Genomic DNA, 24841 nt, shown 5'->3' with positions numbered 1-24841 from the left:
GGCCTGTTAAATTAAGAACAAAATTATGTCAGCTAAATTAGATCAGCTACTAGCCAGTTTGCAAACAGTGCTCGGTGAAAAAATTACTAAGCAAACTGTTGCTTTAGATGAAGTTACTATCGAGTGTCGTGCCGAAGATTATCTCGCTGTTTGTGAGTTGTTGCGTGATGATACTGCGTTAAAGTTTGAGCAGTTGATTGATCTGTGCGGTGTGGACTACCAAGAGTACGGTGAAGGTAGTTATGATGGTTTACGTTATGCAGTGGTCTGTCATTTTCTTTCTGTTTCCTTGAATCAACGTCTACGTTTGCGTGTGTTCGCTAAAGATGAAGATTTTCCAATATTGTCGACTTTGGTTGGTTTGTGGCCAGTAGCTAACTGGTTTGAGCGTGAAGCGTTTGACCTGTACGGCATTCTGTTTGAAAACCACCCAGACCTGCGTCGTTTGTTGACTGACTATGGTTTTGTTGGTCATCCGTTCCGTAAAGATTTCCCTATGATAGGTAACGTCGAAATGCGTTATGACCCAGAGCAGCAGCGTGTAATTTATCAGCCAGTTTCTATTGAGTTGCGCAATAACGTTCCACGCGTCATTCGTAACGAAGGAGCGCACAATGGCTGAAATTAGAAATTACACCATGAATTTTGGCCCACAGCACCCGGCGGCGCACGGTGTGTTGCGTTTGGTGTTGGAGTTAGATGGTGAAGTGATTCAACGCGCAGACCCACATATTGGTTTGCTGCATCGCGGTACTGAAAAATTGGCTGAAAATCGCACTTATTTACAAAGCGTACCCTATATGGACAGGTTGGACTACGTGTCCATGATGTCTAATGAGCACGCTTATGTGATGGCAATTGAAAAGATGCTGGGGTTGGAAGTGCCAATCCGCGCACAGTATATTCGCGTGATGTTCGATGAAATCACCCGTGTGCTGAATCACTTGCTATGGCTAGGCGCACATGCGCTAGACGTAGGTGCTATGACTGTGTTCTTGTATGCGTTCCGTGAGCGTGAAGATCTGTTTGATGTGTACGAGGCCGTTTCTGGTGCTCGTATGCATGCTGCTTACTACCGCCCAGGTGGTGTCTATCGCGACCTGCCAAATTCGATGCCGCAGTATCAGGTGTCATCCATGCGCAATGCTAAGACGGTTAAAGCACAAAATGCGAACCGCCAAGGTTCATTGTTAGATTTTATTGAAGACTTCACCAACCGTTTCCCAGCTTATGTTGATGAGTATGAAACCCTGTTAACGGATAACCGTATCTGGAAACAACGTACTGTTGGTATTGGCGTGGTCAGTCCTGAGCGTGCTTTAGCGCTTGGTATGACTGGGCCGATGTTGCGTGGCTCAGGCATTGAGTGGGATTTGCGTAAAAAGCAACCTTATGAGGTTTATGCTGATTTGGATTTTGATATTCCAGTAGGCGTCAATGGTGACTGTTACGATCGTTACTTGGTGCGTATGGAGGAGTTTAGACAGTCCAACCGTATCATCAAGCAATGTGTTGACTGGTTACGTAAAAATCCAGGCCCTGTGATTACAGCAGATAATAAAGTCGCACCGCCGAACCGTGAAGGGATGAAAACTAACATGGAAGATCTGATTCACCACTTCAAGCTGTTTACTGAAGGCTTTCATGTGCCGGCGGGCGAAGCCTATGCTGCGGTTGAGCATCCTAAAGGCGAGTTCGGTATTTACATGGTGTCCGATGGCGCGAACAAGCCATACCGTTTAAAAATTCGTGCGCCCGGCTTCCCACATTTAGCTGCGCTGGATGAAATGACCAGAGGTCACATGATTGCCGACTTGGTTGCTATTATCGGCACCCAAGATATCGTGTTCGGGGAAATCGACCGATGAACGTATTCTGTAACATTTCTTCGTTATTGTTAGCATTTTCGTCATTGCCATGCGCGCTGGTGCGCGGTGTGGAGTAGGAATCAATCAGTATGTTAAGCCCAGAAGCAACCACAAAAATAGATTATGAGTTGACCAAATACCCAGCTGATCAACGTCAGGCTGCGGTGATGAGTGCCTTACGTATCGTGCAAACTGAGCGTGGCTGGTTGTCAAAAGAAAGTATTACCGAGGTAGCGCAATATTTAGGCATGCCTGAAATTGCAGCGATGGAAGTGGCAACTTTTTACAATATGTATGATTTGTCACCAGTAGGTAAATACAAAGTAACGATCTGTACTAATATCTCATGCATGCTGCGTGGCTCTGATGAAATCGTTAATCACCTACAGAGTAAGCTGGGTGTGGGTTTTAATGAGGTTACCCCAGATGGTAAGTTTTGTTTAAAAGAAGGTGAGTGCATGGGCTGTTGTGGTGGTGCGCCGTTAATGCATGTTAATAACACAGAAATGCATGAATTTTTAACCACCGATAAAGTGGACGCGATTATTGAGGGGCTTAAATAATGGTCGCTTCTAGCAAGCCGGTAGTAAAAACAGATCTAACCGGACAAACTTTGGTCACGTTACGTACGCTGACTGAGGAAAATCCGGCGTCATTGGAAACCTACCTGAAGTTAGGCGGTTATGCTGCGCTGAAGCGTGTGGTCACCGAGAAAGTCAAACCTACCGATATTATTTCCGAGGTAAAAGCTTCGGGTCTACGCGGTAGGGGCGGTGCAGGCTTTCCTACCGGTCTTAAATGGAGCTTCATGCCACGTTATTTTGATGGTGTGAAATACCTAGTGTGCAATACCGATGAAGGTGAGCCAGGTACTTTTAAAGATCGCGACATCATTCGCTACAACCCGCATCAGTTAATTGAAGGTATGGCGATTGCTGCTTATACCTTGGGTGCGCGTGTGGGCTACAACTATATCCATGGCGAAATCTGGCAGGATTATGAGATCTTTGAAGCTGCATTGCATGAAGCAAAAGCTGCTGGTTATCTAGGTGAAGATCTATTCGGTACAAATTTCAGTTTTGATTTATATGCAGTGCATGGTTATGGCGCCTATATTTGTGGTGAAGAAACCGCACTGATTGAATCAATCGAAGGCAAAAAAGGCCAGCCCCGCTTTAAACCGCCATTCCCGGCAAGCTACGGTGTGTTTGGTAAACCTACCAACGTCAATAACACTGAAAGCTATACCAGCATCCCTTGGATTATGCAAAATGGTGGTAAAGCTTTTGCTGATTTAGGTGTTGCAAACTCTGGTGGTACCAAACTGTTTTCTATCTCTGGTCATGTTGAAAAACCTGGCAATTACGAAGTGAATATGGGCATGCCATTTACTGAGTTGCTAGCATTGGCTGGCGGTATCTGGAAAGGGCGCCAATTGAAGGCGGTGATTCCTGGTGGACCATCTACTGCGGTGATGCCTGCATCAGCCATTCTAGGCGCAACCATGGATTATGACGGCTTAAGCAAAGCTAGATCTAGTCTGGGTGCTGGCTCGATGATTGTGATGGATGATACAACCTGCATGGTGAAAGCTTTGCATAGATTGTCTTATTTCTTCTACGAAGAAAGCTGTGGCCAATGTACACCTTGCCGTGAAGGTACGGGCTGGGTATATCGCGTGATTGACCGTATTGTTAAAGGTCAGGGCAAGATGGAAGACTTAGATTTGCTCACCGATGTAAGTAACAATATCGCCGGTCGTACGATTTGTGCGCTAGGTGAGGCAGCTGCAACGCCAGTATTAAGTTTTATTAAGCATTTCAGGCCTGAGTTTGAATACTACATTCAGCATGGCAAGAGCATGGTTGACGGTAAATAACTGTAAAGACGGTAAAAATACATAATGTTGAATATTGAAATAGATGGTAAATCGATAGAAGTCGAGCACGGCAGCACCATTATTGATGCGGCTGATAAAGTCGGTATTGCGATTCCACGTTTTTGCTACCACCCTAAATTATCCGTGGCGGCAAACTGCCGTATGTGCTTGGTGCAGGTAGAGAAATTTAACAAGCCATTACCAGCGTGCGCAACCCCGGTTGCAGACGGGATGAAGATATTTACACGCTCAAAATCTGCGATTGAAGCGCAGCAAAGCGTGATGGAGTTTTTACTGATTAACCACCCATTGGATTGTCCAATTTGCGATCAGGGTGGTGAGTGTGATTTACAAGATATTGCGGTGGCTTATGGTGTAAGTGGCTCACGCTATACGGAAGAAAAGCGCGTTGTGTTCAATAAAAACATCGGGCCATTGGTGAGCACCGATATGACGCGCTGTATTCAGTGTACACGTTGCGTGCGCTTCTTGAAAGAAGTGGGCGGTATGCAAGAGTTGGGCATGATTGGTCGTGGTGAGCATGCCGAAATTACCGCTTATGTGGATAAGAGTGTTAACTCAGAACTGTCTGGCAACATTATTGATTTGTGCCCAGTTGGCGCATTGACCAGCAAACCATTCAGATACTCTGCACGTAGCTGGGAATTAACACGCAGGCCAAGCATTGCTGCGCATGACAGCTTAGGCTCACACATTGAAGTGCATGTTAAAGACAATAAAGTCATGCGTGTGTTACCGCGTGAAAAAGAAAGTATCAACGAATGCTGGCTGTCAGACCGTGATCGTTTCTCGTACGAAGGCCTGAATAGCCCAGACCGTCTTAAAGTGCCAATGATCAAGCACAACGGTGCTTGGGTGGAAACCGATTGGAAAACCGCGCTTGAGTTCGCCGCTGGGCAGTTAAAAGATATCACCAATGAATATGGTGGTGAGGCATTAGGTGTGCTGGTTTCTCCAAACAGCACCATGGAAGAAGGTTACCTCGCTAAGAAATTAGCAAATGGCTTGAACAGTGGTAATGTGGACTACCGTTTACGTCAAACTGACTTCAGGTTGGATGGCAAGCGCTTAGGTACGCCATGGATGGGCTGCAATATCCATGAGATCGAAGAGCTGGACCGTATTATTGTGATTGGCTCTAATTTACGTAATGAGCATCCATTACTGGCGCAGCGTTTCCGTCGAGCTGTGGCGAATGGCGCTGAATTATCTGTGGTGAGCCCACTGGATAATGACCCGCTGATGGATATCGCGCATAAAGTAATTGTGCGTCCAAATGATATGGTCAATGTGCTTGGTCAGATTCTAAAAGCGATGTCTGGTTTGCAACGTTTATCTCTATGTTTGCCGCCATCACTCACGAGCTTGCTGGACGATATTAAAGTGCGCCCAAACACGCAAGCGATCGCGGAAAGTTTGGCTGGTCATGGTAAAGACTATGATTTGATTGCGCCAAAAGTCGGTATTTTCTTAGGCAACATGGCATTGAGCGACCCACGCTTTACAGAAATGTACAGTATGGCTGAGGCGATTGGTGGTATCACTGGCGCTAAAGGCGGTATATTGCCTGCTGCAGCCAATAGCACTGGTATGCACATGATGGGCGTAATGCCATCAAGTACCGGCATGCACGCGCGTGCGATGCTGGAAGTGCCACGTAAGGCCTATGTGTTGTTAAATATTGAGCCTGAGCTGGATTGCCAGCACGCAGCATTGGCTAAAGCGGCGATGGAAAAAGCGGAATGTGTAGTTGCGCTGACTGCTTATAAATCGCAAGCGCTAGAGCATGCAGATATTCTATTACCTATCACACCGTTCACAGAAACCTCTGGTACTTTCATGAGCATGGAAGGTCGTGTGCAGAGCTTTGCTGCAGCAGTGAGACCTTTAGGTGAGGCACGCCCAGCATGGAAAGTATTACGCGTGTTAGCCAATACCTTAGGTTTGGCTGGCTTTGATTTTGAATCTAGCGAGCAAGTTAAAGATGCGATCTTTAACGGTGAGAAACCATCTGCTGTGGTTTGGCGTAGTTTGAATAACAACTTGAGAGAGTTGGTTGAGATTCAAGTGAATATCAAACATGACGGTCTGCAACGTATTGGCGAAGTGCCGCAATATGAGTCTGATCCGATTGTAAGACGCTCACCACCATTACAAAAAACCAAATACAACATTAAACCAATGGCACGTATGTGTGGCCGTCAGTTAGCAGCTTTAGATTTGGTTGAAGGTGACCATGTATTGGTTAAACAGGATAAAGGTAGTGCAGTATTGACCGTGCGTCTGGATGATCACGTGGCAATGGGTTGTGTGCGCGTGGCAGCTGCGCACGAGGCAACTATTGGCCTAGGTGATTTGATGGGCGACATCACGATTGAGAAATTATCTTTAGAGCAGTTACAAGCTATTAATAAAAACATTACGGAAGCGCGTGCCTAATGGAATGGTTATCAAATCTATTCGGTAGTTACTGGCCAGCAGTTGAAATCACTGGCTGGACTCTGATTAAAATTGTTGCAATTGTGTTGCCGCTGATGGGCGCTGTGGCCTATTTAACGCTAGCAGAGCGTAAAGTGATTGGTTATATGCAAGTGCGTATCGGTCCTAACCGCGTTGGTTACTTCGGCTTGCTGCAACCGCTGGCGGATGGTATCAAGCTACTGTTGAAAGAGGTGATTTTACCAACAGCCTCTAATAAGGCACTGTTTTTGCTGGGTCCGGTGCTAGCAATTGCACCTGCGTTTGCAGCTTGGGCTGTAGTACCGTTTGATTTAAATATGGTGTTGGCAGATGTAGATGCAGGTTTACTTTATATCCTTGCCATGACCTCTGTGGCTGTTTATGGCGTGATTATCGCAGGCTGGGCTTCTAACTCTAAATATGCATTCTTGGGCAGTTTACGCTCAGCAGCACAAATTGTTTCATACGAAATTGCGATGGGTTTTGCATTGGTGGGCGTGTTGATGTGCGCTAATAGTTTAAATCTAGGTAAAATTGTTTTAGGCCAAGAAGGTGGCTTCTGGCATTGGTACTTCATTCCATTATTCCCTTTGTTTATTGTTTACTTTATTAGTGCTGTAGCTGAAACCAACCGCGCGCCATTTGACGTGGCCGAGGGTGAGTCAGAGATTGTTGCCGGTTTTCACGTTGAGTACTCAGGTATGGCGTTTGCAGTATTCTTCTTGGCTGAATACGCCAACATGATTTTAGTGTCTATGCTGGCAGCATTGATGTTCTTGGGTGGCTGGTTGTCACCTGTGCCGTTTATTCCAGATAGTTTCTTGTGGTTACTGGCTAAAGTTGGTTTCTTATTATTCTTATTCTTATGGTTTAGGGCAACCTTCCCACGCTACCGCTATGACCAGATTATGCGTTTAGGCTGGAAGGTGTTTATTCCAATTACTATTGTGTGGATTGTGTTTGTAGGTGGCATGATGCAAACCCCATGGGCATATTTGTTTCACTAACTTATTGTTTCACTAGCTTTTGTGATTAGACTGGTTTAGTGATCAGACTTTGAATAAATAAAATTATGATTAAATCAATTAAACAAACATTAGGCAGCTTAATGTTATGGGAGTTGCTAAAAGGCATGGCGCTTACAGGCCGTTACTTTTTTGCACCTAAAATTACTGTTCAATACCCGGAAGAAAATACACCACAATCGAACCGATTCCGTGGTTTACATGCATTGCGTCGTTACCCAAATGGTGAAGAGCGTTGTATCGCTTGTAAATTGTGTGAGGCTGTGTGCCCTGCGATGGCTATTACGATTGAGTCTGAGCAACGTGAGGATGATAAAACGCGCCGCACCACACGCTATGATATCGACCTGACCAAATGCATATTCTGCGGCATGTGTGAAGAATCATGCCCTGTAGATTCTATTGTAGAGACTCGTGTGTTTGACTATCACGGCGAGCAACGCGGTGATTTGATTTATACCAAAGAGATGTTGTTAGCAGTAGGTGATAAACACGAAAAACAAATTGCTGCTGATAGAGCGCAAGATAAGTCATTTAGATAGAAAACTATTTAGATAGTAAAGCCTACATACATCGTTTAAGTACTTTTAACAGATAACCATTTAAAAATATGACATTTTTTGGCTTGCATTTTCAAGACATCGTTTTTTATACGCTCGCAACCATTCTGCTGATTGCAGGTTTACGTGTGATTACCACGCGCAATCCTGTTTATGCCGCACTGTATCTGGTATTGGCGTTCTTTACCGCCGCTGGTATTTGGCTGCTGTTAGAGGCTGAGTTTCTGGCAATCGCATTGGTATTGGTGTACGTAGGTGCGGTGATGGTGCTGTTCCTGTTTGTGGTGATGATGCTGGATATTAATCTGGATAAATTACGTGAAGGTTTTTGGAAAGCGTTGCCAGTAGCCTTGCCTGTTGGTGGTTTGATGGCAGTGGAAATGGTGATGGTAGTTGGAGCACGTAATTTTGGCGTGGATGTAGTGGCAGCACCGCCTGCACATCCGGCTGATTACAGCAATACTGCAGAGCTGGGTCGTGTGTTGTATACCGATTATTTATTGTCATTTGAGCTGGCATCAGTAGTCTTGCTAGTGGCGATTGTGGCTGCAATTGCCTTGACCTTGCGTGATCGTAGAGACAGCAAGTCTATGGATCCAGCGAAACAAGTGCTGGTGAAAAAAGCAGACCGTATAAGAATTGTAAAAATGGAAGCCGAAGTGGAAAAAGTAGCGGAAAAAAATGATGCTGTAGATACATCAGCGCAAGCTGATGATAAAGGGGCTAAATAATGGTCGGTTTATCTCATTACCTGATTTTAGGCTCATTGCTGTTTGCGATTAGCGTCATTGGTATTTTTCTGAATCGTAAAAATGTCATTATTTTATTGATGGCAATTGAGCTAATGCTGTTAGCAGTTAACCTTAACTTTATTGCGTTCTCCCATTATCTGAACGATGTTGCAGGCCAGGTTTTTGTATTTTTCATATTAACGGTAGCTGCTGCAGAGTCTGCTATCGGTTTAGCGATATTGGTTGTGTTGTTCAGAAACTTGCGCACCATTAACGTCGACGATTTAGACAGTTTGAAAGGCTAAGTGTTTAGCATGAGTATGCAACAAATCTATCTTGCAATCCCTTTGCTTCCTTTATTGGCCGCCATTATTATCGGCTTGTTTGGCAAGTATCTTCCTAGAGCCGCTGCCCATGTGGTGACCATTGCCGGTGTGGCAGTTTCTTTCGGTTTGTCAGCCTATGTGCTAAATCATGCCATAGTGAGCCAGCCTTACAATGAGACTGTGTATTCTTGGTTGAAAAGTGGAAATTTCTCATTTGAAATTGGCTTCTTAATCGACAGGCTGAGCGCCATGATGATGGTGGTAGTGACTTTTGTGTCGTTGATGGTGCATATTTATACCATTGGCTATATGCACGAAGACAAAGGCTACGCACGTTTCTTCAGCTACATTTCGCTATTCACCTTCTCTATGCTGATGCTGGTGATGAGCAATAACTTCATGCAGCTATTCTTTGGCTGGGAAGCGGTGGGTTTGGTTTCTTACCTACTGATTGGCTTCTGGTACACACGCCCGACCGCAATTTACGCTAACCTGAAGGCGTTCTTAGTTAACCGTGTGGGTGACTTTGGCTTCTTGCTCGGCATCGGTCTGGTGCTATACCATTTTGGTAGTCTGGACTATGCTGCAGTGTTCTCAGTGGCACCGGCGATGGCTGATACTAAAATCAACCTGATTGGCAATGCGTCTTGGTCACTGATGACAGTGACATGTATCTTATTGTTTATCGGTGCAATGGGTAAATCTGCACAAGTGCCGCTACACGTATGGTTGCCTGACTCTATGGAAGGCCCAACCCCGATTTCTGCGTTGATTCATGCCGCAACCATGGTTACTGCTGGTATCTTTATGGTGGCGCGCATGTCACCGTTGTTTGAACTATCTTCAACTGCCTTATCATTTGTAATTGTAATCGGCAGTATCACCGCCTTGTTTATGGGTTTCTTGGGTGTTATCCAAAACGATATCAAACGTGTGGTGGCGTATTCTACCTTGTCGCAATTAGGATATATGACAGTAGCGTTAGGCGCATCAGCTTATTCGGTTGCTATTTTCCACCTAATGACCCATGCGTTCTTTAAAGCATTGCTGTTCTTAGGAGCAGGCTCGGTGATTATGGGCATGCACCATGATCAAGATATCCGTAATATGGGTAATCTTAAAAAGTACATGCCAATTACCTGGATTACTTCACTGATAGGCTCGTTGGCCTTAATCGGTACGCCGTTGCTGTCAGGTTTCTATTCTAAAGACAGTATTATTGAGGCGGCTAAGTTCTCTACCGTTGCCGGTAGTGGCTTTGCCTATTTTTCAGTGTTAGTTGGCGTGTTTGTAACCGCTTTCTATAGCTTCCGTATGTATTTCTTGGTGTTCCACGGTAAAGAGAAGTGGCGCGAGGCTAAACATGATGCGCATCACCATGATGACGACCATCACGATGAAGAACACCATCATGGTTTAAGCCCAGCGGATGATCCACATGAGCCGGGTTGGGTGGTGAAGTTACCATTGATACTATTGGCAGTACCATCATTAGCTATCGGTTATTTTGCAATCGAACCTATGCTGTTTGGCGATTTCTTTAAAGGCGTTATTTTTGTAGATGCGCATGCACACCCTGCTATGCACGAGCTTGCGCACCATTGGCATCACATATTCCACTCACCAGTGGGTATGGCGCTACATGGCTTAATGACGCTGCCGTTTGCATTGGCTGCATCTGGCGTGGTGTTGGCATGGTTCTTCTACATGAAGCGCCCAGATATTCCTGCGGCGATTCAAGCAAAATTCAGCTTAATTAACCAGGTTTTAGAAAACAAATACGGCTTTGATAGCTTTAATGACCGTTTCTTTGCAGCAGGCTCCAGATTTATAGGTAACAAGCTATGGCAAATCGGCGATGTTAAAGTGATTGATGGTGCTATGGTGAATGGTACGGCTAATCTGATTGGCAAGTTGTCTGGTGTGGTACGTAAGCTACAGACCGGTTTGATTTATCACTATGCATTCGCGATGATTATTGGCGTGTTTTTAATGCTATCTCTTGGTCTTTTAAAGATTTAATTCTTTCCTAAAGTATAAAAAATGCTTGAATATTTTTTGCAACATATCCTTAGTTTCTCCATCTGGCTGCCAGTATTGGCAGGCGTGTTGGTGTTGTTTACAGCGAATGACAGCAAACCCAATCTCACGCGTTGGCTAGCCTTGTTTGGCAGTGTGGCGAGCTTTTTAGTCACAATCCCGCTATATACTCATTTTAATTTTGCTGATGGCGGCTTCCAGTTCCAGGAACGCTTCTTGTGGATTATGTCTTTTAATATCCATTACCACTTAGGTGCTGATGGTATTGCGATTCCCCTCATATTACTCACTAGTTTCACTACTGTGATTGTGGTGATCTCTGCTTGGGAGGTGATTGAAAAACGTGTTGCACAATATATGGCATCGTTCTTAATCATGAGCGGCCTGATGATTGGCGTTTTTAGTACTTTAGATGCAATTTTGTACTATGTATTCTGGGAGGCAATGCTAATCCCAATGTTCCTAGTGATTGGTATCTGGGGCGGCCCTAACCGTGTATATGCAACCGTTAAGTTCTTTTTATACACGTTGCTAGGCTCATTGCTAATGCTGGTTGCGTTTATCTATATGTTTCACCAAACCGGTAGCTTCGCGATTTCAGATTACTATCAATTGCCGTTGCCATTAAATGTGCAGGTGCTGATTTTCTTGGCATTCTTTGCAGCGTTTGCGGTGAAAATCCCCATGTGGCCAGTGCATACTTGGCTGCCAGATGCTCACGTGGAGGCACCAACCGGTGGTTCTGTAGTGTTGGCAGCTATTGCATTGAAATTAGGTGGCTACAGCTTCCTGCGCTTTGCCATGCCCATTGCACCTGATGCTGCGCATTACTTATCTGGCTTCATGATTACATTGTCGCTGATTGCGATTGTGTATATTGCATTAGTGGCGCTAGTACAAAAAGACATGAAAAAGCTGATTGCTTATTCTTCAATTTCACACATGGGCTTTGTTACCCTAGGTTTCTTTATTTTCAATAACCTAGGGCTAGAGGGCGCCGTAGTACAGATGATTTCTCATGGCTTTATTTCTTCTGCCATGTTCTTGTGTGTAGGTGTGCTGTACGACCGCGTACACAGCCGTCAGATTGATGCTTATGGTGGCGTGGCTAATACTATGCCTGCGTTTGCAGCATTTGCCGTATTGTTCGCAATGGCGAATAGTGGCTTGCCTGGCACTTCAGGTTTTGTTGGTGAGTTTATGGTGATTCTAGGCGCCATCCAAGTGAACTTCTGGTACGCGTTCTTGGCCTCATTCACCTTAATCTTTGGTGCTGCTTATACCTTATGGATGGTAAAGCGCGTATTTTACGGTGAAGTTGCTAACGCTAATGTGCAAGCACTTAAAGACTTGAACAAACGTGAGTTCTTAATTTTAGCGATCTTGGCAATATTGGTGCTGGCCGTTGGTATCTACCCACAACCACTTACCGATATGACCAATGCAACGGTTACTCAACTTCTTTCACATCTAGCAAATAGCAAGCTGCCAGCAGGCTTATAAGTCCATGGAAAATATACGTTACGACCTCATTACCGCCTTACCTGAAATCATCCTGTTAGGGATGGCGATGCTAGTATTGATTACTGACCTGTTTTTAAAACAGTCGAATCGAATTGCAATCTATGGATTGTCACAGCTAGGCTTGCTGTTAGCAGCCTATTTCACGGTAACTACACACGCACCAAGCGTTGGCTATGCGTTTACTGGCGCGTTTGTGGATGACGCCATGTCTGATGTACTGAAGTTGATGATATACATTGGTACCTCATTGATCTTTGTTTACACTAGGCAATATATACAGTTGCGCAATATGTTCCGTGGTGAATTTTATGCCTTAGTGTTGTTCTCCGTGGTGGGCATGATGATTATGGTGTCTGGCCAAAGCATGCTTACGCTGTATGTTGGTTTGGAGTTGCTATCATTAAGTCTGTACGCTTTAGTGGCACTAGACCGTGATAACCGCTATGCCACAGAGTCAGCCATGAAGTATTTTGTGTTGGGCGCGCTGGCCTCAGGTATGTTGCTATACGGTATGAGTATGGTTTACGGCATGACCGGTAGCTTAAATATCTCTGACATCAATCATGTCCTGATGAACGGCGCTAAAATTCATGCGGTGATGGTATTGGGCTTGGTGTTCATTGTGGCTGGCCTAGCATTTAAGCTGGGTGCGGTACCGTTCCAGATGTGGGTGCCGGATGTGTACGAGGGTTCGCCGACTGCCATCACTATGCTGATTAGTTCAGTGCCTAAGCTAGCGGCTTTTGCTTTTGTGATTCGACTGTTAGCGCAAGCGCTGCAGACGATGGCGATTGATTGGCAGCAAATGCTGTTAATTATGGCAGTATTGTCTATCGTACTCGGCAACGTGACGGCTATTGCTCAAACTAACCTGAAACGTATGTTGGCATACTCCACCATTTCTCACGTAGGCTTCGTGTTGCTGGGCTTGATGAGCGCCAGCGGCAATGGCTATATCTCGGCTTTGTTCTATATCACGAGCTATGTGGTAATGACGCTTGCCGGTTTCGGTATAATTCTGCTGTTATCACGCAAGGGCTTTGAAGCACAAAACTTAAGCGATTTAAAAGGCCTGAATCAACGTAGCCCTTGGGTCGCGTTTCTAATGTTAATCGTGATGTTTAGCATGGCAGGCATCCCACCAACCTTAGGTTTCTACGCTAAGTTTGCAGTGTTGCAAGCTGCATTGCAGGCAGGTTTCTTGTGGGTAGTAGTATTCGCCGTATTAATGGCAGTGATAGGTGCGTTCTATTATCTACGCGTGATCAAATTGATGTACTTTGATGAGCCGGAAGATCATAGCCCGATTACCGCACCATTTGATATGCGTGTTATTTTAAGTATGAATGCATTGGCTTTATTGGCGATTGGTATCATGCCGCAAGGGCTGATGACGATTTGTTTTTATGCAATTAGTAGAAGTTTAAGTTAAATGACGATTTGGGTATTGTTAGGTATTATGTTCTTGGCGGCGAACCTGCCTTGGTTCTCGGATAAACTGTTTTATGTTATTCCGCTCAAGGCGGCAACTGGCGCCAAAAATATAGCTTGGTGTCTACTTGAGCTTATAATTCTTTACTTTTTGGTAGGTGTTGTAGCGCAATATGCAGAGCGTGCAACCTTCGGCCAAGCTGCACCACAAGACTGGGAGTTCTATGCGGTCACCAGCTTTTTGTTCTTGGTGTTTGCTTTTCCAGGCTTTGTGTATAAAGTCCTCTGGAAAAAAACTATCTAGTTATTTCACTCCATCGCGGCGCTAGCATTAATAGATGCTAGCGTTTAGTGCCTAAAGTTGTTTAATCATTGCAGTTGCTCAACCGTTGATGTTGCTTAGCTATTGCCTTTACTTGCGGCTTTGGTCTTCTGCTATTATCTACCAGTATGATTTTGTGATTAGTAACTAAAAGGGCTGTTCATGGACTTGACCGAGCATTGCATTAGTAGCGAAGAGTTAGCGCAAGGAGATTTTCTTTGTGTGAAACGTGATCAAGTGCGTTTACCAAATGGCAACATTAGCCAGCGTGAGTATGTAACGCACCCGGGGGCGGTGATCATTGTTCCCATTTTGGCTAATGGCAATATTGTGTTTGAACGTCAATTCAGATATCCCTTGCATCAAGTCTTTATTGAGCTGCCAGCTGGCAAAATAGATGCCAATGAAACCACATTGCAAACTGGGCAGCGTGAGTTGCTGGAAGAAACTGGTTATATCGCTCAGAATTGGGTGAAACTAGGCGAGCAGCACCCGTGTATTGGCTATTCTAATGAGGTGATTCATACCTACTTAGCGCAGGGTTTGGTTGCCGGTGCCAGCCAACGCGACGAAGATGAGGTTTTAGAAGTATTTGAGCTCTCGTTAGCAGAAGCGATTCAATTAGTGCAGCAAGGCAAAATTACCGATAGCAAGACTATCGTTGCGCTATTCCTCACCGAAAAATATATGCAACAGCATGCATAATACGCCGCGAACCAAAGTGTTAATCATAGGCTATGGCGACCTAGGTAGCGCTATAGCAACAAGGTTAACTGGATTAAACGCCGAAGTTTATGCCGTTGCCAGAAGCCCCAAAGCAGCGCCACAGGTACATATGCTGCAAGCGGATGTGACCGTGTATAGCTCATTAGATGTCTTGCGCACCATCCAGCCGGATATTATCGTCTATTGTGTGGCTGCAACAGGCCAAACTGATGCGCAATATCAACAGGCATATGTTGATGGCTTGCGTAATGTGTTGCTTACGCAACAAGTAAATTCGCAATTGAAGCATGTGTTTTTTGTATCAAGCACGCGTGTTTATGGCCAAGTCACAGATGAGCTATTGGATGAGTTAACTGCTGCAGCACCGGTGGATTTTGGTGGTGAACGCCTGCTAGAGGCAGAGTCTTTATTAAATTCGATGACATGTGGCAATACGGTGCTGAGGCTATCTGGCATTTATGGTCCAGGACGTTTACGCATGATTAATCTGGCAAAAGCACCAGAGCGCTGGCCTATCGATAATAGCTGGACTAATCGCATCCAGCGTGATGATGCTGCAAATTTTATCGTACATTTAATACAACAAGTAATTGCTGGCAGGCAGATTAGGCCTTGTTATATTGTGACTGATTGCAAACCCGTCAGCCAGTACGAAGTGCTCAACTGGATTGCAGTTCAGCTAGGGCTAAAACCGGCTGCGCCGCCAGCCGTGAGTGGTGGCAAACGGCTCAGTAACCAGGCGATGCTGGCGACCGGATTTGTCTTACAATATCCTGACTACCAAGCCGGCTACCAAGCACTGTTAGCAGAGTTGGTAAATGAATAGGCATCTTGCGTTGCTGCAGTATTTACCATTGATGTTGGCGTGCTGCACGCTGCTATTTGCAGGTAATGCTGCGGCCAAAGAGGATTTTGCTACTTGGCTAGAGAATATAAGATTTGAGGCTAAAGCGCTCGGTATGGCGGATGACACTACACTGGGTTTTGTAAGCCGTACTGCCTACTTGCCGAACGTAATTAAGCTGGATAGAGCGCAGCCTGAGTTTATTAGTCCGTTTTTAGATTATTTTGCGCAGCGTGTTGATAACAAAAAAGTCCAAAAGGGGCGTGCTTTGTTGCTGAAGCATCAAGCACTGCTGACAGAGATTGAGGCGCAGTACGGTGTACCTAGGCAGATACTGATTGCGTTTTGGGGTATGGAAACCCAGTACGGCAGGGTGCAAGGCAATCTGGATGTTTTGTCGGCATTGGCTACCTTAGCCTATGAGGGGCGTAGAGCAGATTTCTTTAAAGCCCAGTTGTTGGATGCGCTGCTGATGGTAGACCTTGGCTATGTGGATGCTGAGTCATTTAAAGGCTCTTGGGCTGGTGCATTTGGCAATATGCAGTTTATGCCTACTACCTTTATGCTATATGCGGTAGACGGTGATGCGGATGGTGCGATTGATGTGATAAATTCTCTGCCAGATGCGTTTGCCTCTGCGGCACATTATTTGGCGGAAATTGGTTGGCAAATCCGAACGCCGGTAATGCTGGAAGTTAAATTGCCTGCCGCATTTGATTTGCAGAGCGCGCAGTTAGCTGTCAAGAAAACGCCGCAAACCTGGGCTAAGTTAGGGGTGCAAGCTTACCCGCTAGTTGATGATGAGCTAGAGGCTAATGCCACCGCTATAGTCGATGGTGATCTAAATGCTAAGCCAAATGCGCCACAGCAGCCAGAGGCTGATGCTATGAATAGTGCTAAGGATAAGCAGTCATCAGATGTGTTGATGAATGACACCGCACAGACTTCTATCCTGCTGCCACAAGGCTGGCAAGGGCCTGCTTTTATGGTGTTCGATAATTTTGACATCATCATGCAGTGGAACCGTTCGGTTAACTATGCGCTCTCGGTAGCGCAGCTGGCTAAACTGTTGAATCAAGAGCCAAGTATTATGGGTGGAGGTTTCGCAGAGGGTGGGGCGCTTACTTACCAACAAATGCTGGATTTGCAGAACCGATTGAATGCGCGTGGTTTTGATGCCGGAGCGGCGGACGGTTTGCCAGGACTACAGACACAAGCCGCGATACGCGCTTATCAAGCACAGAAGCAGATGCCGGTAGATGGTTACGCCAGCCCGAGTTTGTACCAAAGCGTATTGTTGCATTAGGCTCATAAGTCTTGCCCGTCAGCGCAATTAATACGTCCATCATTCCTATGCTTTTTTCTATGTGCTGTGATTGCTGTCGGGCACTGTTATTTCGATGTGCACTGTGATTTCTGTTTGCACCTGATGCCACAATCGGCTAAAATCGTGCCCTGTTTAGAATTGCCGCACAAATCAAAGCACTTAATGCTAGTGATGGTTCTGACAATATCAAATATAGGCGGTTAGCTCAGTTGGTTAGAGCGCTTGGTCGACATCCAAGAGGTCAGCAGTTCGAATCTGCTACTGCCTACCAAATTTAAACCACTTCTACGTTGAAGTGGTTTTTTAATGTTCAGCATTTGTGATTGATAAGGCGATAATTGCGCGCGATAAATTGCAGTCTTTTATCTTGCTGTGCGATAATTCCTGCTTTATCCCTTATGTTATTTAAAAGCCGCTTGCGGCTTTTCTGTTTTAGAGAGAAATTGTATGCCAGTCATTCGCCTGCCCGATGGGTCGCAACGTAGTTTTGATCTGCCAGTCACCGTGGCTGAAGTCGCCATGAATATTGGTGCAGGCTTGGCTAAAGCCGCATTGGCAGGTAAGGTTAACGATAAGCTGGTAGATACCAGTTATTTGATTGAGGTAGATAGCGACTTAGCGATTATCACTGACAAAAATCCAGAAGGCTTGGACGTGATTCGCCACTCTGCTGCTCATTTGTTGGCATACGCCGTAAAAGAGCTGTTCCCTGATGCACAGGTGACCATAGGCCCAGTGATTGATAATGGCTTCTACTATGATTTTTCATACAAGCGTCCATTTACCCCGGAAGACTTAATCGCCATTGAGAAAAAAATGGCTGAGCTTGCTAAAAAAGACGAGCCGGTGACCAGGAAAGTATTACCACGCGCTGAGGCTGTGGCTTACTTCAAGAGTATAGGTGAGCAATATAAAGCTGAAATCATCGAATCAATCCCATCTGATGATGATGTGTCACTATATACCGAGGGTAACTTCACCGACTTGTGCCGTGGTCCGCACGTGCCAAGCACGGGTAAAATCAAATCATTCAAATTGATGAAGTTAGCTGGTGCTTACTGGCGCGGTGACAGCAATAACGAAATGCTGCAACGCGTGTATGGTACCGCATGGCGCAATAAAGACGAGCTGGAAGCTTATCTATTTCAGTTGGAAGAAGCTGAAAAGCGTGACCATCGCAAACTAGGCAAGCAATTGGATTACTTCCATATGCAGGATGATGCACCAGGCATGGTGTTCTGGCATCCGCGCGGCTGGAGCATTTGGCAAGAGGTTGAGCAGTATATGCGCCAGATGTTTAAAAGCTTCGGTTACCAAGAAGTGCGCACTCCAACTGTGATGGATAAAACCCTGTGGGAAAAATCCGGTCACTGGCAAAACTACCGTGACAATATGTTTGTAACCTCATCTGAAAACCGTGAATATGCGGTGAAGCCGATGAACTGTCCTGGTCACGTGCAGATTTTTAATAACCAATTACATAGCTACCGCGATTTGCCGTTGCGTTTAGCTGAGTTTGGCTCTTGTCACCGTAACGAACCATCTGGTTCATTGCACGGCTTGATGCGCGTGCGCGGCTTTACACAAGATGATGCGCATATTTTCTGTACTGAAGACCAAATTGAAGCTGAAGTGGCTGACTTTATTCAGATGCTGTACAAGGCTTACGGCGACTTCGGTTTTAATGATGTGTTGGTTAAATTATCAACCCGTCCAGAAAAGCGCGTAGGTGCAGATGAAACTTGGGATAAAGCAGAAGCTGCGTTAGCGAACGCCTTGAATGCAAATAATCTGGCTTTTGATTTGCAGCCAGGCGAGGGCGCGTTCTACGGTCCTAAGATTGAGTTCACATTGAAAGACAGTTTAGGCCGCCTATGGCAGTGCGGTACTATCCAGTTGGACTTTAACTTACCAGAACGCTTGGGAGCAGAGTATGTGGCTGAAGATAACTCACGTCAGCGCCCAGTAATGTTGCATCGTGCGATTGTTGGTTCTATGGAGCGTTTTATCGGTATCTTGATTGAAAACTATGCAGGTGCGATGCCGCTTTGGTTAGCACCGGTGCAAGTCATGGTGCTGAATATTTCTGAAAGTCAGGCCGATTATGTGCGCCAAGTAGTTGAAACTTTGAGGCAAAATGGCATTCGATGCGAATTTGACTTGAGAAATGAAAAGATTACCTATAAAATACGCGAACATAGCATGCAGAAAATGCCTTATCTGCTCGTAGCAGGTGAGCGCGAAATGCAAGCAGGACATTTGGCCGTGCGTACCAGAAAAGGTGAAGACCTAGGCTCTATGCCGATTGACGCGTTAATTGAGCGCCTAAAAGCAGAGATTGAAGCTAAGGTTTAAGCAAACAGGTGCACGGCTTAACTATTTGGAGAATTTGATATAGCACAGGACAAAGAAACCCGAATCAATGGCGATATTACAGCGCAACAGATTCGTTTGGTGGGTGTTGAGGGTGAGCCCTTAGGTATTGTGAGTTTAGCTGAAGCTTTTGCAAAAGCGGAAGAAGCTGACATTGATCTTGTAGAGATAGCGCCAAATGCGGCGCCACCTGTTTGCAGGTTGATGGACTACGGCAAATTTAAATATGCCGAGAGTAAAAGACAGCACGAAGTTAAGCTTAAACAAAAGCAAGTGGTTGTAAAAGAAATCAAGTTCCGTCCAGGGACGGATGATGGTGATTACAACATTAAAGTGCGCAATATCACTCGATTCATTCAAGATGGCGATAAAGCGAAAATCACTTTGCGTTTTAGAGGCCGCGAAATCACACACCAAGAGTTTGGTATGGCTTTATTGAAACGTGTTGAAGCAGATTTGAAAGAATACGCAGTCGTTGAACAATACCCGAAAATGGAAGGTCGCCAAATGGTGATGGTATTGGGGCCGATTAAGAAAGTTAAGTAATTTAAATTGAGTAATTGCTAGTTTGATACTAGGGATTGCACTAAAGAAGTAGTACCCCTGAGTGATACGGCTAAACGGCATGCCTAAGCACTCTTAACCACTCTAAGGAGAACAAAATGCCAAAGATGAAAACCAAGAGCAGCGCCAAAAAGCGCTTCAAATTCTTGGGTAATGGTAAAGTGAAGCGTACACACTCTCACTTGCGCCATATCCTAACGAAAAAGACCACCAAGCAAAAGCGTAAATTACGCGGCACGGCGATCATTTCTTCAACTGATGTCAAGCGCGTCCGCGCTATGATGCCAACACAATAGGAGTAGAACATGCCTAGAGTAAAACGTGGTGTCATCGCTCGCGCTAGACACAAAAAAGTATTAAAAGCAGCTAAAGGTTACCGTGGTCGTCGTAAAAACGTTTACCGCGTAGCTAAACAGGCGGTAATGAAAGCGGGTCAATACGCTTATCGTGACCGTCGTCAAAAGAAACGTCAATTCCGCACATTGTGGATTGCGCGTATCAACGCCGGCTCACGCGAGTTCGGTTTGACATATAGCCGTTTCATGAATGGCTTGAAAAAAGCTGCGATCGAAGTGGATCGTAAAGTATTAGCTGACTTGGCTGTGTTTGATAAAGCGGCATTTGCAAAATTCGTAGAATTAGCAAAAGCTGGTTTAGCAGCATAAGTAGGTAGGTAAGTACTTTTCAAACTTAATTTAAGTTTGATGAAAAAAAGAGGCTTCGGCCTCTTTTTTTTGCTGTAAAATCCAGCTTTGCAATTTTTACATGCAAATCAATGTATTACAAAAATCTATAGGGCGCTATTATTGGCGCTGCCTTGATTTTAAAATTCGATTTTAAACTCTATAGCATTAATCATAATTAAAGATTGAAACGACATGGCAGACTTAACGCATTTAATTGCTGAAGCAGAAGCAGATTTTCTTAATAGTGCTTCAATGAATGATTTGGAAATTGCTAAGGCAAAATACCTAGGCAAATCAGGCTCACTCACAGATGCGTTAAAAAGTTTGGGCAAGTTAAGTGCAGAAGAGCGTCCGGCAGCCGGTGCAGCAATTAACGTGGTGAAACAGGCGATTGAAGCTGCGCTTACCGCTCGCAGAGAGTCGCTACTAAATGCAGAACAGGCAAAACAACTTGCGCAAGAGTCGATTGATGTGACTTTGCCAGCAAGAGCGCAATCGCAAGGTGGTTTGCATCCAGTAACGCTGACATTAAAACGTGTGGAGCAATTGTTTCATTCCATCGGTTTTGAGGTTGCGACTGGTCCTGAAATTGAAACAGATTTTTATAACTTCACTGCGCTAAATATTCCTGAAGACCACCCGGCACGTGCCATGCATGACACGTTCTACATTGATGAAGCGAATGTGTTACGTACGCATACCTCTCCAGTGCAAGCACGCTATATGGAAAACGCGTTAAAGAACAATCAAACCCCACCATTCAAGATTATTGCGCCAGGCCGTGTGTACCGCGTGGATTCTGATGCAACGCACTCACCGATGTTCCACCAGGTAGAAGGTTTGTGGGTGGATGAAGATATTAGCTTTGCCAACCTTAAAGGCGTGGTGCAGGATTTCTTACAGAAATTCTTTGAGCGTGATGATTTGACCGTGCGCTTTAGACCATCATTCTTCCCGTTTACTGAGCCATCTGCAGAAATGGATATGAGTTGGAACGGCGGTTGGCTAGAGATAGGTGGTTGTGGCATGGTGCACCCAGAGGTGTTCAAACACGTGAATATCGACAGCGAGAAATATCGCGGTTTTGCCTTTGGTCTGGGAATTGAGCGTTTGACCATGCTGCGTTATGGCGTGAATGATTTGCGTCATTTCTTTAACAATGATTTGCGTTTTTTAGGTCAATTCAAATAACGCACACAGTCTATAACATACTAGTTTGCAAACGCTCACATTGAGTACTTAAAAATTTAATCCTTAATTCAAGGTTGTAAAGCATTATGCAATTTTCAGAAAATTGGTTACGCAGTTTAGTCGATACAGATTTAGATAGTCAGGCACTGAGTCATGCTCTAACGATGGCTGGGCTGGAAGTGGAAGAGATGCAGCCGGTAGCTGCAGCTTTTAGCAAAGTGGTTGTGGCTAAAATCCTTTCTGCTGAAAAACACCCAGATGCAGATCGTCTGCAAGTGTGCAAGGTGGATGTGGGCTTGGCTGAACCCTTACAGATTGTATGCGGTGCGGCCAATGCGCGTGCTGGCCTGATGGCACCATGTGCGATGGTGGGTGCTGAGTTGCCTGGTATTTCGATTAAACAAGCCAAGGTACGCGGCGTAGAGTCATTTGGCATGATGTGCTCATCCAAAGAGTTGGGCATTAGCGCTGAAGCCACCGGCTTACTTGAGTTGGATAATGATGCGGTAGTAGGGCAGGATATTCGAGAATATCTGGATCTAAACGATCATCTATTTACATTAAAACTTACGCCTAACCGTAGTGATTGCTTGAGTTTGACCGGTATTGCGCGCGACGTTGCCGCGATTACCGGCGCACCAACACGCTTTAACGCAATTGTCCCTGTGGTGGCTGAACATGCAAACAGCAAAAACGTGCAAGTGAATGAATCAGTCGTTTGCCCACGTTATTGTGGCCGTTTAATCACAGGGGTTAATACTGCTGCAACAACACCGGCATGGATGGTAAAGCGTTTGGAGCGTAGCGGCTTGCGCAGTATTAGCGTGGTGGTGGATATTACTAACTACGTGTTGTTAGAGCTAGGGCAGCCTATGCACGCGTTTGATGCAGCTAAATTGCATGGCGATATCAGTGTGCGTTTTGCTAACGCGGGAGAGTCTATTGCCTTACTGAATGACCAAACCATAGAATTAAAAGCAGATGACCTGGTGATTGCCGATAGCAATGGCGCACTGGCATTGGCTGGTGTGATGGGCGGTAAGCCTAGCTCTGTCGATGATGCAACCACCGATATTTTCTTAGAAAGTGCATTCTTCACCCCAGCGGTGATTGCAGGTAAAGCGCGCAGATTGGGTTTCAGCACGGATTCATCTTACCGCTTTGAGCGCGGTGTGGATTTTGGCAATACGCGTAATGCGCTTGAGTATGCAACTGCACTGATTAAAACTTTGTGTGGCGGCCAAGTGGGCCCTGTTACTGAAGTGATGTCTGCATTGCCAGCGCGTGATGCAGTAAAACTAAGAATGTCACGCCTGATTTCTGTATTAGGTATTAGCCTGACACAAGAAAAAGTTGCACAATTATTAACACAGCTTGGTTTTGAGTTTAGTAGTGCAGCTGAGGTGTTTACTGTAGTACCACCTAGCTATCGTTTTGATATCAATATCGAAGAAGATTTGATTGAAGAAGTGGCACGTTTACATGGTTACGACCACATCCCAGCGTTAGCGCCGGTCGCCAGTTTAAACATGCTGGCTGCACCTGAGCAGCGCTTACACTTGAACCAACTACGCGACAGTTTGGTATCTGTAGGCTACCAAGAAGTAGTGACCTACAGTTTCGTGGATGAAAGCTGGGAGCGTGATCTAATTGGTAACCCAGCACCGATTAAACTGAAGAACCCAATTGCTAGTAACCTGAGTGTGATGCGTACTAGCTTGTGGGGCGGTTTGCTGGATGTACTTACTTATAACCTTAATCGCAAGCAAGAGCGTGCGTACTTGTTCGAGATTGGTGCCGTGTACCAACAGCAGGCTGGTGCTTACCAAGAAACTACGCGCGTGTCTGGTCTGGCCTATGGTAGTGCTAAGCCTGAGCAATGGGCTGCAAGCAATACCGAGATTGATTTCTTTGACGTGAAAGCGCACGTGGATAGCTTGATTGGTGCTGATGGCCTGCATAAGCAAGTAACTTATGAAAAAGCCGAGCACTGTGCCTTGCATCCTGGTCAATCTGCGAAAGTCATGCTAAACGGCAAGGCTATTGGCTGGTTAGGTAAGTTGCATCCTAAGTGGCAGCAGCATTACGATCTGGCGAAAAGCACTTATGTGTTTGAGCTTGATGTGGACGCGATTGTGGCGCGTGCATTACCAGCATATCAAGAGGTATCAAAACTACTGCCTGTGCGCCGCGATTTGGCTATCGTGTTAGATGAAACTGTTGCTGTGCAAGCAGTATTAAGTGCAATTAAAGCAGAAAATATCGCCTTGATTGCAGATGTGGCATTGTTCGATTTGTATCAAGGCAAAGGTGTGCCTGAAAACAAAAAAAGCCTTGCATTATCAGTACTTATGCACGATACTCAAAAGACATTAACAGATAGTGATGCCGATACAGCAATCGCAAATCTGCTACAATTGTTGCAAATAAAATTTGATGCAGTATTAAGAAACTAAATCCTCCACCCTGTGGCAGGGGGATTTATTTTTTTGCATTTAGCATCATCAATAATATTAAATAGCGATACAAAGCATTAAAAAACGGGAGTGTTTATGACTTTAACAAAAGCTGAACTTGCTGATTTACTGTATGAGCAAGTTGGGTTGAATAAGCGTGAAGCCAAAGATATGGTGGAGGCATTTTTTGAAGAAGTGCGTACTGCACTAGAAGCCGGTGATAGTGTGAAGTTGTCTGGTTTTGGTAATTTTGAATTGCGTCAAAAATCAGAACGTCCTGGCCGTAATCCTAAAACTGGTGAAGAAATACCAATTACTGCACGACGTGTGGTGACGTTTCATGCCAGCCAAAAATTAAAAAGCAAAGTTGACGCAAACTTTGCATCTTAGTCGGTGTCAGTCATGACTGCCGTACCTGATAAGGTCCTAAGTCATTAGGCCTAGGCTAAAAGTAGGGTCTAGGTTAAAGGGTCTTAAGTTACAAAGT

The 24841-nt window shown here is 45.2% G+C and carries 23 protein-coding genes and 1 tRNA gene; all 24 read left to right on the top strand.

The window, feature by feature from the left end:
* The first annotated feature begins 25 nt into the window (after positions 1 to 25).
* Complete coding sequence (locus MMOL_RS08135; protein WP_015832543.1) at positions 26 to 622, top strand: NADH-quinone oxidoreductase subunit C; 597 nt, start codon at positions 26 to 28, stop codon at positions 620 to 622.
* On the top strand, positions 615 to 1868 hold the full coding sequence (locus MMOL_RS08130; RefSeq protein WP_015832542.1) for an NADH-quinone oxidoreductase subunit D: 1254 nt from the start codon (positions 615 to 617) through the stop codon (positions 1866 to 1868). The genes MMOL_RS08135 and MMOL_RS08130 overlap by 8 nt, the downstream gene beginning before the upstream one ends.
* Positions 1869 to 1957: 89 nt before the next feature.
* On the top strand, positions 1958 to 2431 hold the full coding sequence (nuoE, locus tag MMOL_RS08125; RefSeq protein ID WP_015832541.1) for an NADH-quinone oxidoreductase subunit NuoE: 474 nt from the start codon (positions 1958 to 1960) through the stop codon (positions 2429 to 2431).
* Complete coding sequence (gene nuoF / locus MMOL_RS08120) at positions 2431 to 3747, top strand: NADH-quinone oxidoreductase subunit NuoF (protein ID WP_015832540.1); 1317 nt, start codon at positions 2431 to 2433, stop codon at positions 3745 to 3747. The genes nuoE and nuoF overlap by 1 nt, the downstream gene beginning before the upstream one ends.
* A gap of 24 nt (positions 3748 to 3771) precedes the next feature.
* Entirely contained in the window at positions 3772 to 6207 is a 2436-nt protein-coding gene (gene nuoG / locus MMOL_RS08115; RefSeq protein ID WP_015832539.1) for an NADH-quinone oxidoreductase subunit NuoG, read from the top strand.
* Positions 6207 to 7235 (top strand): NADH-quinone oxidoreductase subunit NuoH, encoded by a 1029-nt coding sequence (gene nuoH, locus MMOL_RS08110; protein WP_015832538.1) that lies wholly within the window; start codon positions 6207 to 6209, stop codon positions 7233 to 7235. Before nuoG ends, nuoH begins: the two co-directional genes overlap by 1 nt.
* Positions 7236 to 7300: 65 nt before the next feature.
* The gene (gene nuoI, locus MMOL_RS08105) at positions 7301 to 7795 is read left to right on the top strand and encodes an NADH-quinone oxidoreductase subunit NuoI (protein WP_015832537.1); all 495 of its coding nucleotides are present in this window, start codon (positions 7301 to 7303) and stop codon (positions 7793 to 7795) included.
* Positions 7796 to 7863: 68 nt separating this feature from the next.
* Positions 7864 to 8544 (top strand): NADH-quinone oxidoreductase subunit J, encoded by a 681-nt coding sequence (locus MMOL_RS08100; protein WP_015832536.1) that lies wholly within the window; start codon positions 7864 to 7866, stop codon positions 8542 to 8544.
* Positions 8544 to 8849 (top strand): NADH-quinone oxidoreductase subunit NuoK, encoded by a 306-nt coding sequence (gene nuoK / locus MMOL_RS08095; RefSeq protein ID WP_015832535.1) that lies wholly within the window; start codon positions 8544 to 8546, stop codon positions 8847 to 8849. Before MMOL_RS08100 ends, nuoK begins: the two co-directional genes overlap by 1 nt.
* Positions 8850 to 8858: 9 nt before the next feature.
* The gene (gene nuoL / locus MMOL_RS08090; RefSeq protein WP_015832534.1) at positions 8859 to 10892 is read left to right on the top strand and encodes an NADH-quinone oxidoreductase subunit L; all 2034 of its coding nucleotides are present in this window, start codon (positions 8859 to 8861) and stop codon (positions 10890 to 10892) included.
* A gap of 21 nt (positions 10893 to 10913) precedes the next feature.
* A complete protein-coding gene (locus MMOL_RS08085; protein ID WP_015832533.1) occupies positions 10914 to 12413 on the top strand; it encodes an NADH-quinone oxidoreductase subunit M in 1500 nt (499 codons plus the stop codon).
* 4 nt (positions 12414 to 12417) lie between these two features.
* Positions 12418 to 13866, top strand: coding sequence for an NADH-quinone oxidoreductase subunit NuoN (gene nuoN / locus MMOL_RS08080; protein ID WP_015832532.1), 1449 nt, complete (start codon positions 12418 to 12420; stop codon positions 13864 to 13866).
* Positions 13867 to 14169, top strand: coding sequence for a DUF2818 family protein (locus MMOL_RS08075; RefSeq protein ID WP_015832531.1), 303 nt, complete (start codon positions 13867 to 13869; stop codon positions 14167 to 14169).
* Between the two features lie 180 nt (positions 14170 to 14349).
* The gene (locus MMOL_RS08070; RefSeq protein ID WP_015832530.1) at positions 14350 to 14892 is read left to right on the top strand and encodes an NUDIX domain-containing protein; all 543 of its coding nucleotides are present in this window, start codon (positions 14350 to 14352) and stop codon (positions 14890 to 14892) included.
* On the top strand, positions 14885 to 15739 hold the full coding sequence (locus MMOL_RS08065) for an SDR family oxidoreductase (protein WP_015832529.1): 855 nt from the start codon (positions 14885 to 14887) through the stop codon (positions 15737 to 15739). The genes MMOL_RS08070 and MMOL_RS08065 overlap by 8 nt, the downstream gene beginning before the upstream one ends.
* Positions 15732 to 17063 carry a lytic murein transglycosylase gene (locus tag MMOL_RS08060; RefSeq protein WP_015832528.1) on the top strand — a complete coding sequence of 444 codons (1332 nt, stop codon included), beginning with the start codon at positions 15732 to 15734 and terminating at the stop codon, positions 17061 to 17063. The genes MMOL_RS08065 and MMOL_RS08060 overlap by 8 nt, the downstream gene beginning before the upstream one ends.
* Positions 17064 to 17278: 215 nt before the next feature.
* Positions 17279 to 17355, top strand: a tRNA-Val gene (locus MMOL_RS08055).
* 176 nt (positions 17356 to 17531) lie between these two features.
* A complete protein-coding gene (thrS, locus tag MMOL_RS08050) occupies positions 17532 to 19439 on the top strand; it encodes a threonine--tRNA ligase (RefSeq protein ID WP_015832527.1) in 1908 nt (635 codons plus the stop codon).
* A 39-nt stretch (positions 19440 to 19478) separates the two neighbouring features.
* Positions 19479 to 20003 (top strand): translation initiation factor IF-3, encoded by a 525-nt coding sequence (gene infC / locus MMOL_RS08045; protein ID WP_081433024.1) that lies wholly within the window; start codon positions 19479 to 19481, stop codon positions 20001 to 20003.
* Between the two features lie 116 nt (positions 20004 to 20119).
* Complete coding sequence (gene rpmI / locus MMOL_RS08040; RefSeq protein WP_015832525.1) at positions 20120 to 20317, top strand: 50S ribosomal protein L35; 198 nt, start codon at positions 20120 to 20122, stop codon at positions 20315 to 20317.
* A 9-nt stretch (positions 20318 to 20326) separates the two neighbouring features.
* A complete protein-coding gene (gene rplT, locus MMOL_RS08035) occupies positions 20327 to 20686 on the top strand; it encodes a 50S ribosomal protein L20 (protein WP_015832524.1) in 360 nt (119 codons plus the stop codon).
* Positions 20687 to 20899: 213 nt separating this feature from the next.
* A complete protein-coding gene (gene pheS / locus MMOL_RS08030; RefSeq protein WP_015832523.1) occupies positions 20900 to 21898 on the top strand; it encodes a phenylalanine--tRNA ligase subunit alpha in 999 nt (332 codons plus the stop codon).
* An 86-nt stretch (positions 21899 to 21984) separates the two neighbouring features.
* Positions 21985 to 24354, top strand: a complete 2370-nt coding sequence (gene pheT, locus MMOL_RS08025) for a phenylalanine--tRNA ligase subunit beta (protein WP_015832522.1) — start codon at positions 21985 to 21987, stop codon at positions 24352 to 24354.
* 96 nt (positions 24355 to 24450) lie between these two features.
* On the top strand, positions 24451 to 24744 hold the full coding sequence (locus MMOL_RS08020) for an integration host factor subunit alpha (protein WP_015832521.1): 294 nt from the start codon (positions 24451 to 24453) through the stop codon (positions 24742 to 24744).
* The last annotated feature ends 97 nt before the right edge of the window (positions 24745 to 24841 follow it).

The organism is Methylotenera mobilis JLW8, from assembly GCF_000023705.1.
Classification (GTDB): Bacteria; Pseudomonadota; Gammaproteobacteria; order Burkholderiales; family Methylophilaceae; genus Methylotenera; species Methylotenera mobilis.
This window is presented reverse-complemented; position numbering and strand designations above follow the sequence as displayed.

Coding starts and splice junctions, on each gene's coding strand:
- MMOL_RS08135 (WP_015832543.1), top strand. CDS start 26: ATGTCAGCTAAATTAGATCAGCTACTAGCCAGTTTGCAAACAGTGCTC.
- MMOL_RS08130 (WP_015832542.1), top strand. CDS start 615: ATGGCTGAAATTAGAAATTACACCATGAATTTTGGCCCACAGCACCCG.
- nuoE (WP_015832541.1), top strand. CDS start 1,958: ATGTTAAGCCCAGAAGCAACCACAAAAATAGATTATGAGTTGACCAAA.
- nuoF (WP_015832540.1), top strand. CDS start 2,431: ATGGTCGCTTCTAGCAAGCCGGTAGTAAAAACAGATCTAACCGGACAA.
- nuoG (WP_015832539.1), top strand. CDS start 3,772: ATGTTGAATATTGAAATAGATGGTAAATCGATAGAAGTCGAGCACGGC.
- nuoH (WP_015832538.1), top strand. CDS start 6,207: ATGGAATGGTTATCAAATCTATTCGGTAGTTACTGGCCAGCAGTTGAA.
- nuoI (WP_015832537.1), top strand. CDS start 7,301: ATGATTAAATCAATTAAACAAACATTAGGCAGCTTAATGTTATGGGAG.
- MMOL_RS08100 (WP_015832536.1), top strand. CDS start 7,864: ATGACATTTTTTGGCTTGCATTTTCAAGACATCGTTTTTTATACGCTC.
- nuoK (WP_015832535.1), top strand. CDS start 8,544: ATGGTCGGTTTATCTCATTACCTGATTTTAGGCTCATTGCTGTTTGCG.
- nuoL (WP_015832534.1), top strand. CDS start 8,859: ATGAGTATGCAACAAATCTATCTTGCAATCCCTTTGCTTCCTTTATTG.
- MMOL_RS08085 (WP_015832533.1), top strand. CDS start 10,914: ATGCTTGAATATTTTTTGCAACATATCCTTAGTTTCTCCATCTGGCTG.
- nuoN (WP_015832532.1), top strand. CDS start 12,418: ATGGAAAATATACGTTACGACCTCATTACCGCCTTACCTGAAATCATC.
- MMOL_RS08075 (WP_015832531.1), top strand. CDS start 13,867: ATGACGATTTGGGTATTGTTAGGTATTATGTTCTTGGCGGCGAACCTG.
- MMOL_RS08070 (WP_015832530.1), top strand. CDS start 14,350: ATGGACTTGACCGAGCATTGCATTAGTAGCGAAGAGTTAGCGCAAGGA.
- MMOL_RS08065 (WP_015832529.1), top strand. CDS start 14,885: ATGCATAATACGCCGCGAACCAAAGTGTTAATCATAGGCTATGGCGAC.
- MMOL_RS08060 (WP_015832528.1), top strand. CDS start 15,732: ATGAATAGGCATCTTGCGTTGCTGCAGTATTTACCATTGATGTTGGCG.
- thrS (WP_015832527.1), top strand. CDS start 17,532: ATGCCAGTCATTCGCCTGCCCGATGGGTCGCAACGTAGTTTTGATCTG.
- rpmI (WP_015832525.1), top strand. CDS start 20,120: ATGCCAAAGATGAAAACCAAGAGCAGCGCCAAAAAGCGCTTCAAATTC.
- rplT (WP_015832524.1), top strand. CDS start 20,327: ATGCCTAGAGTAAAACGTGGTGTCATCGCTCGCGCTAGACACAAAAAA.
- pheS (WP_015832523.1), top strand. CDS start 20,900: ATGGCAGACTTAACGCATTTAATTGCTGAAGCAGAAGCAGATTTTCTT.
- pheT (WP_015832522.1), top strand. CDS start 21,985: ATGCAATTTTCAGAAAATTGGTTACGCAGTTTAGTCGATACAGATTTA.
- MMOL_RS08020 (WP_015832521.1), top strand. CDS start 24,451: ATGACTTTAACAAAAGCTGAACTTGCTGATTTACTGTATGAGCAAGTT.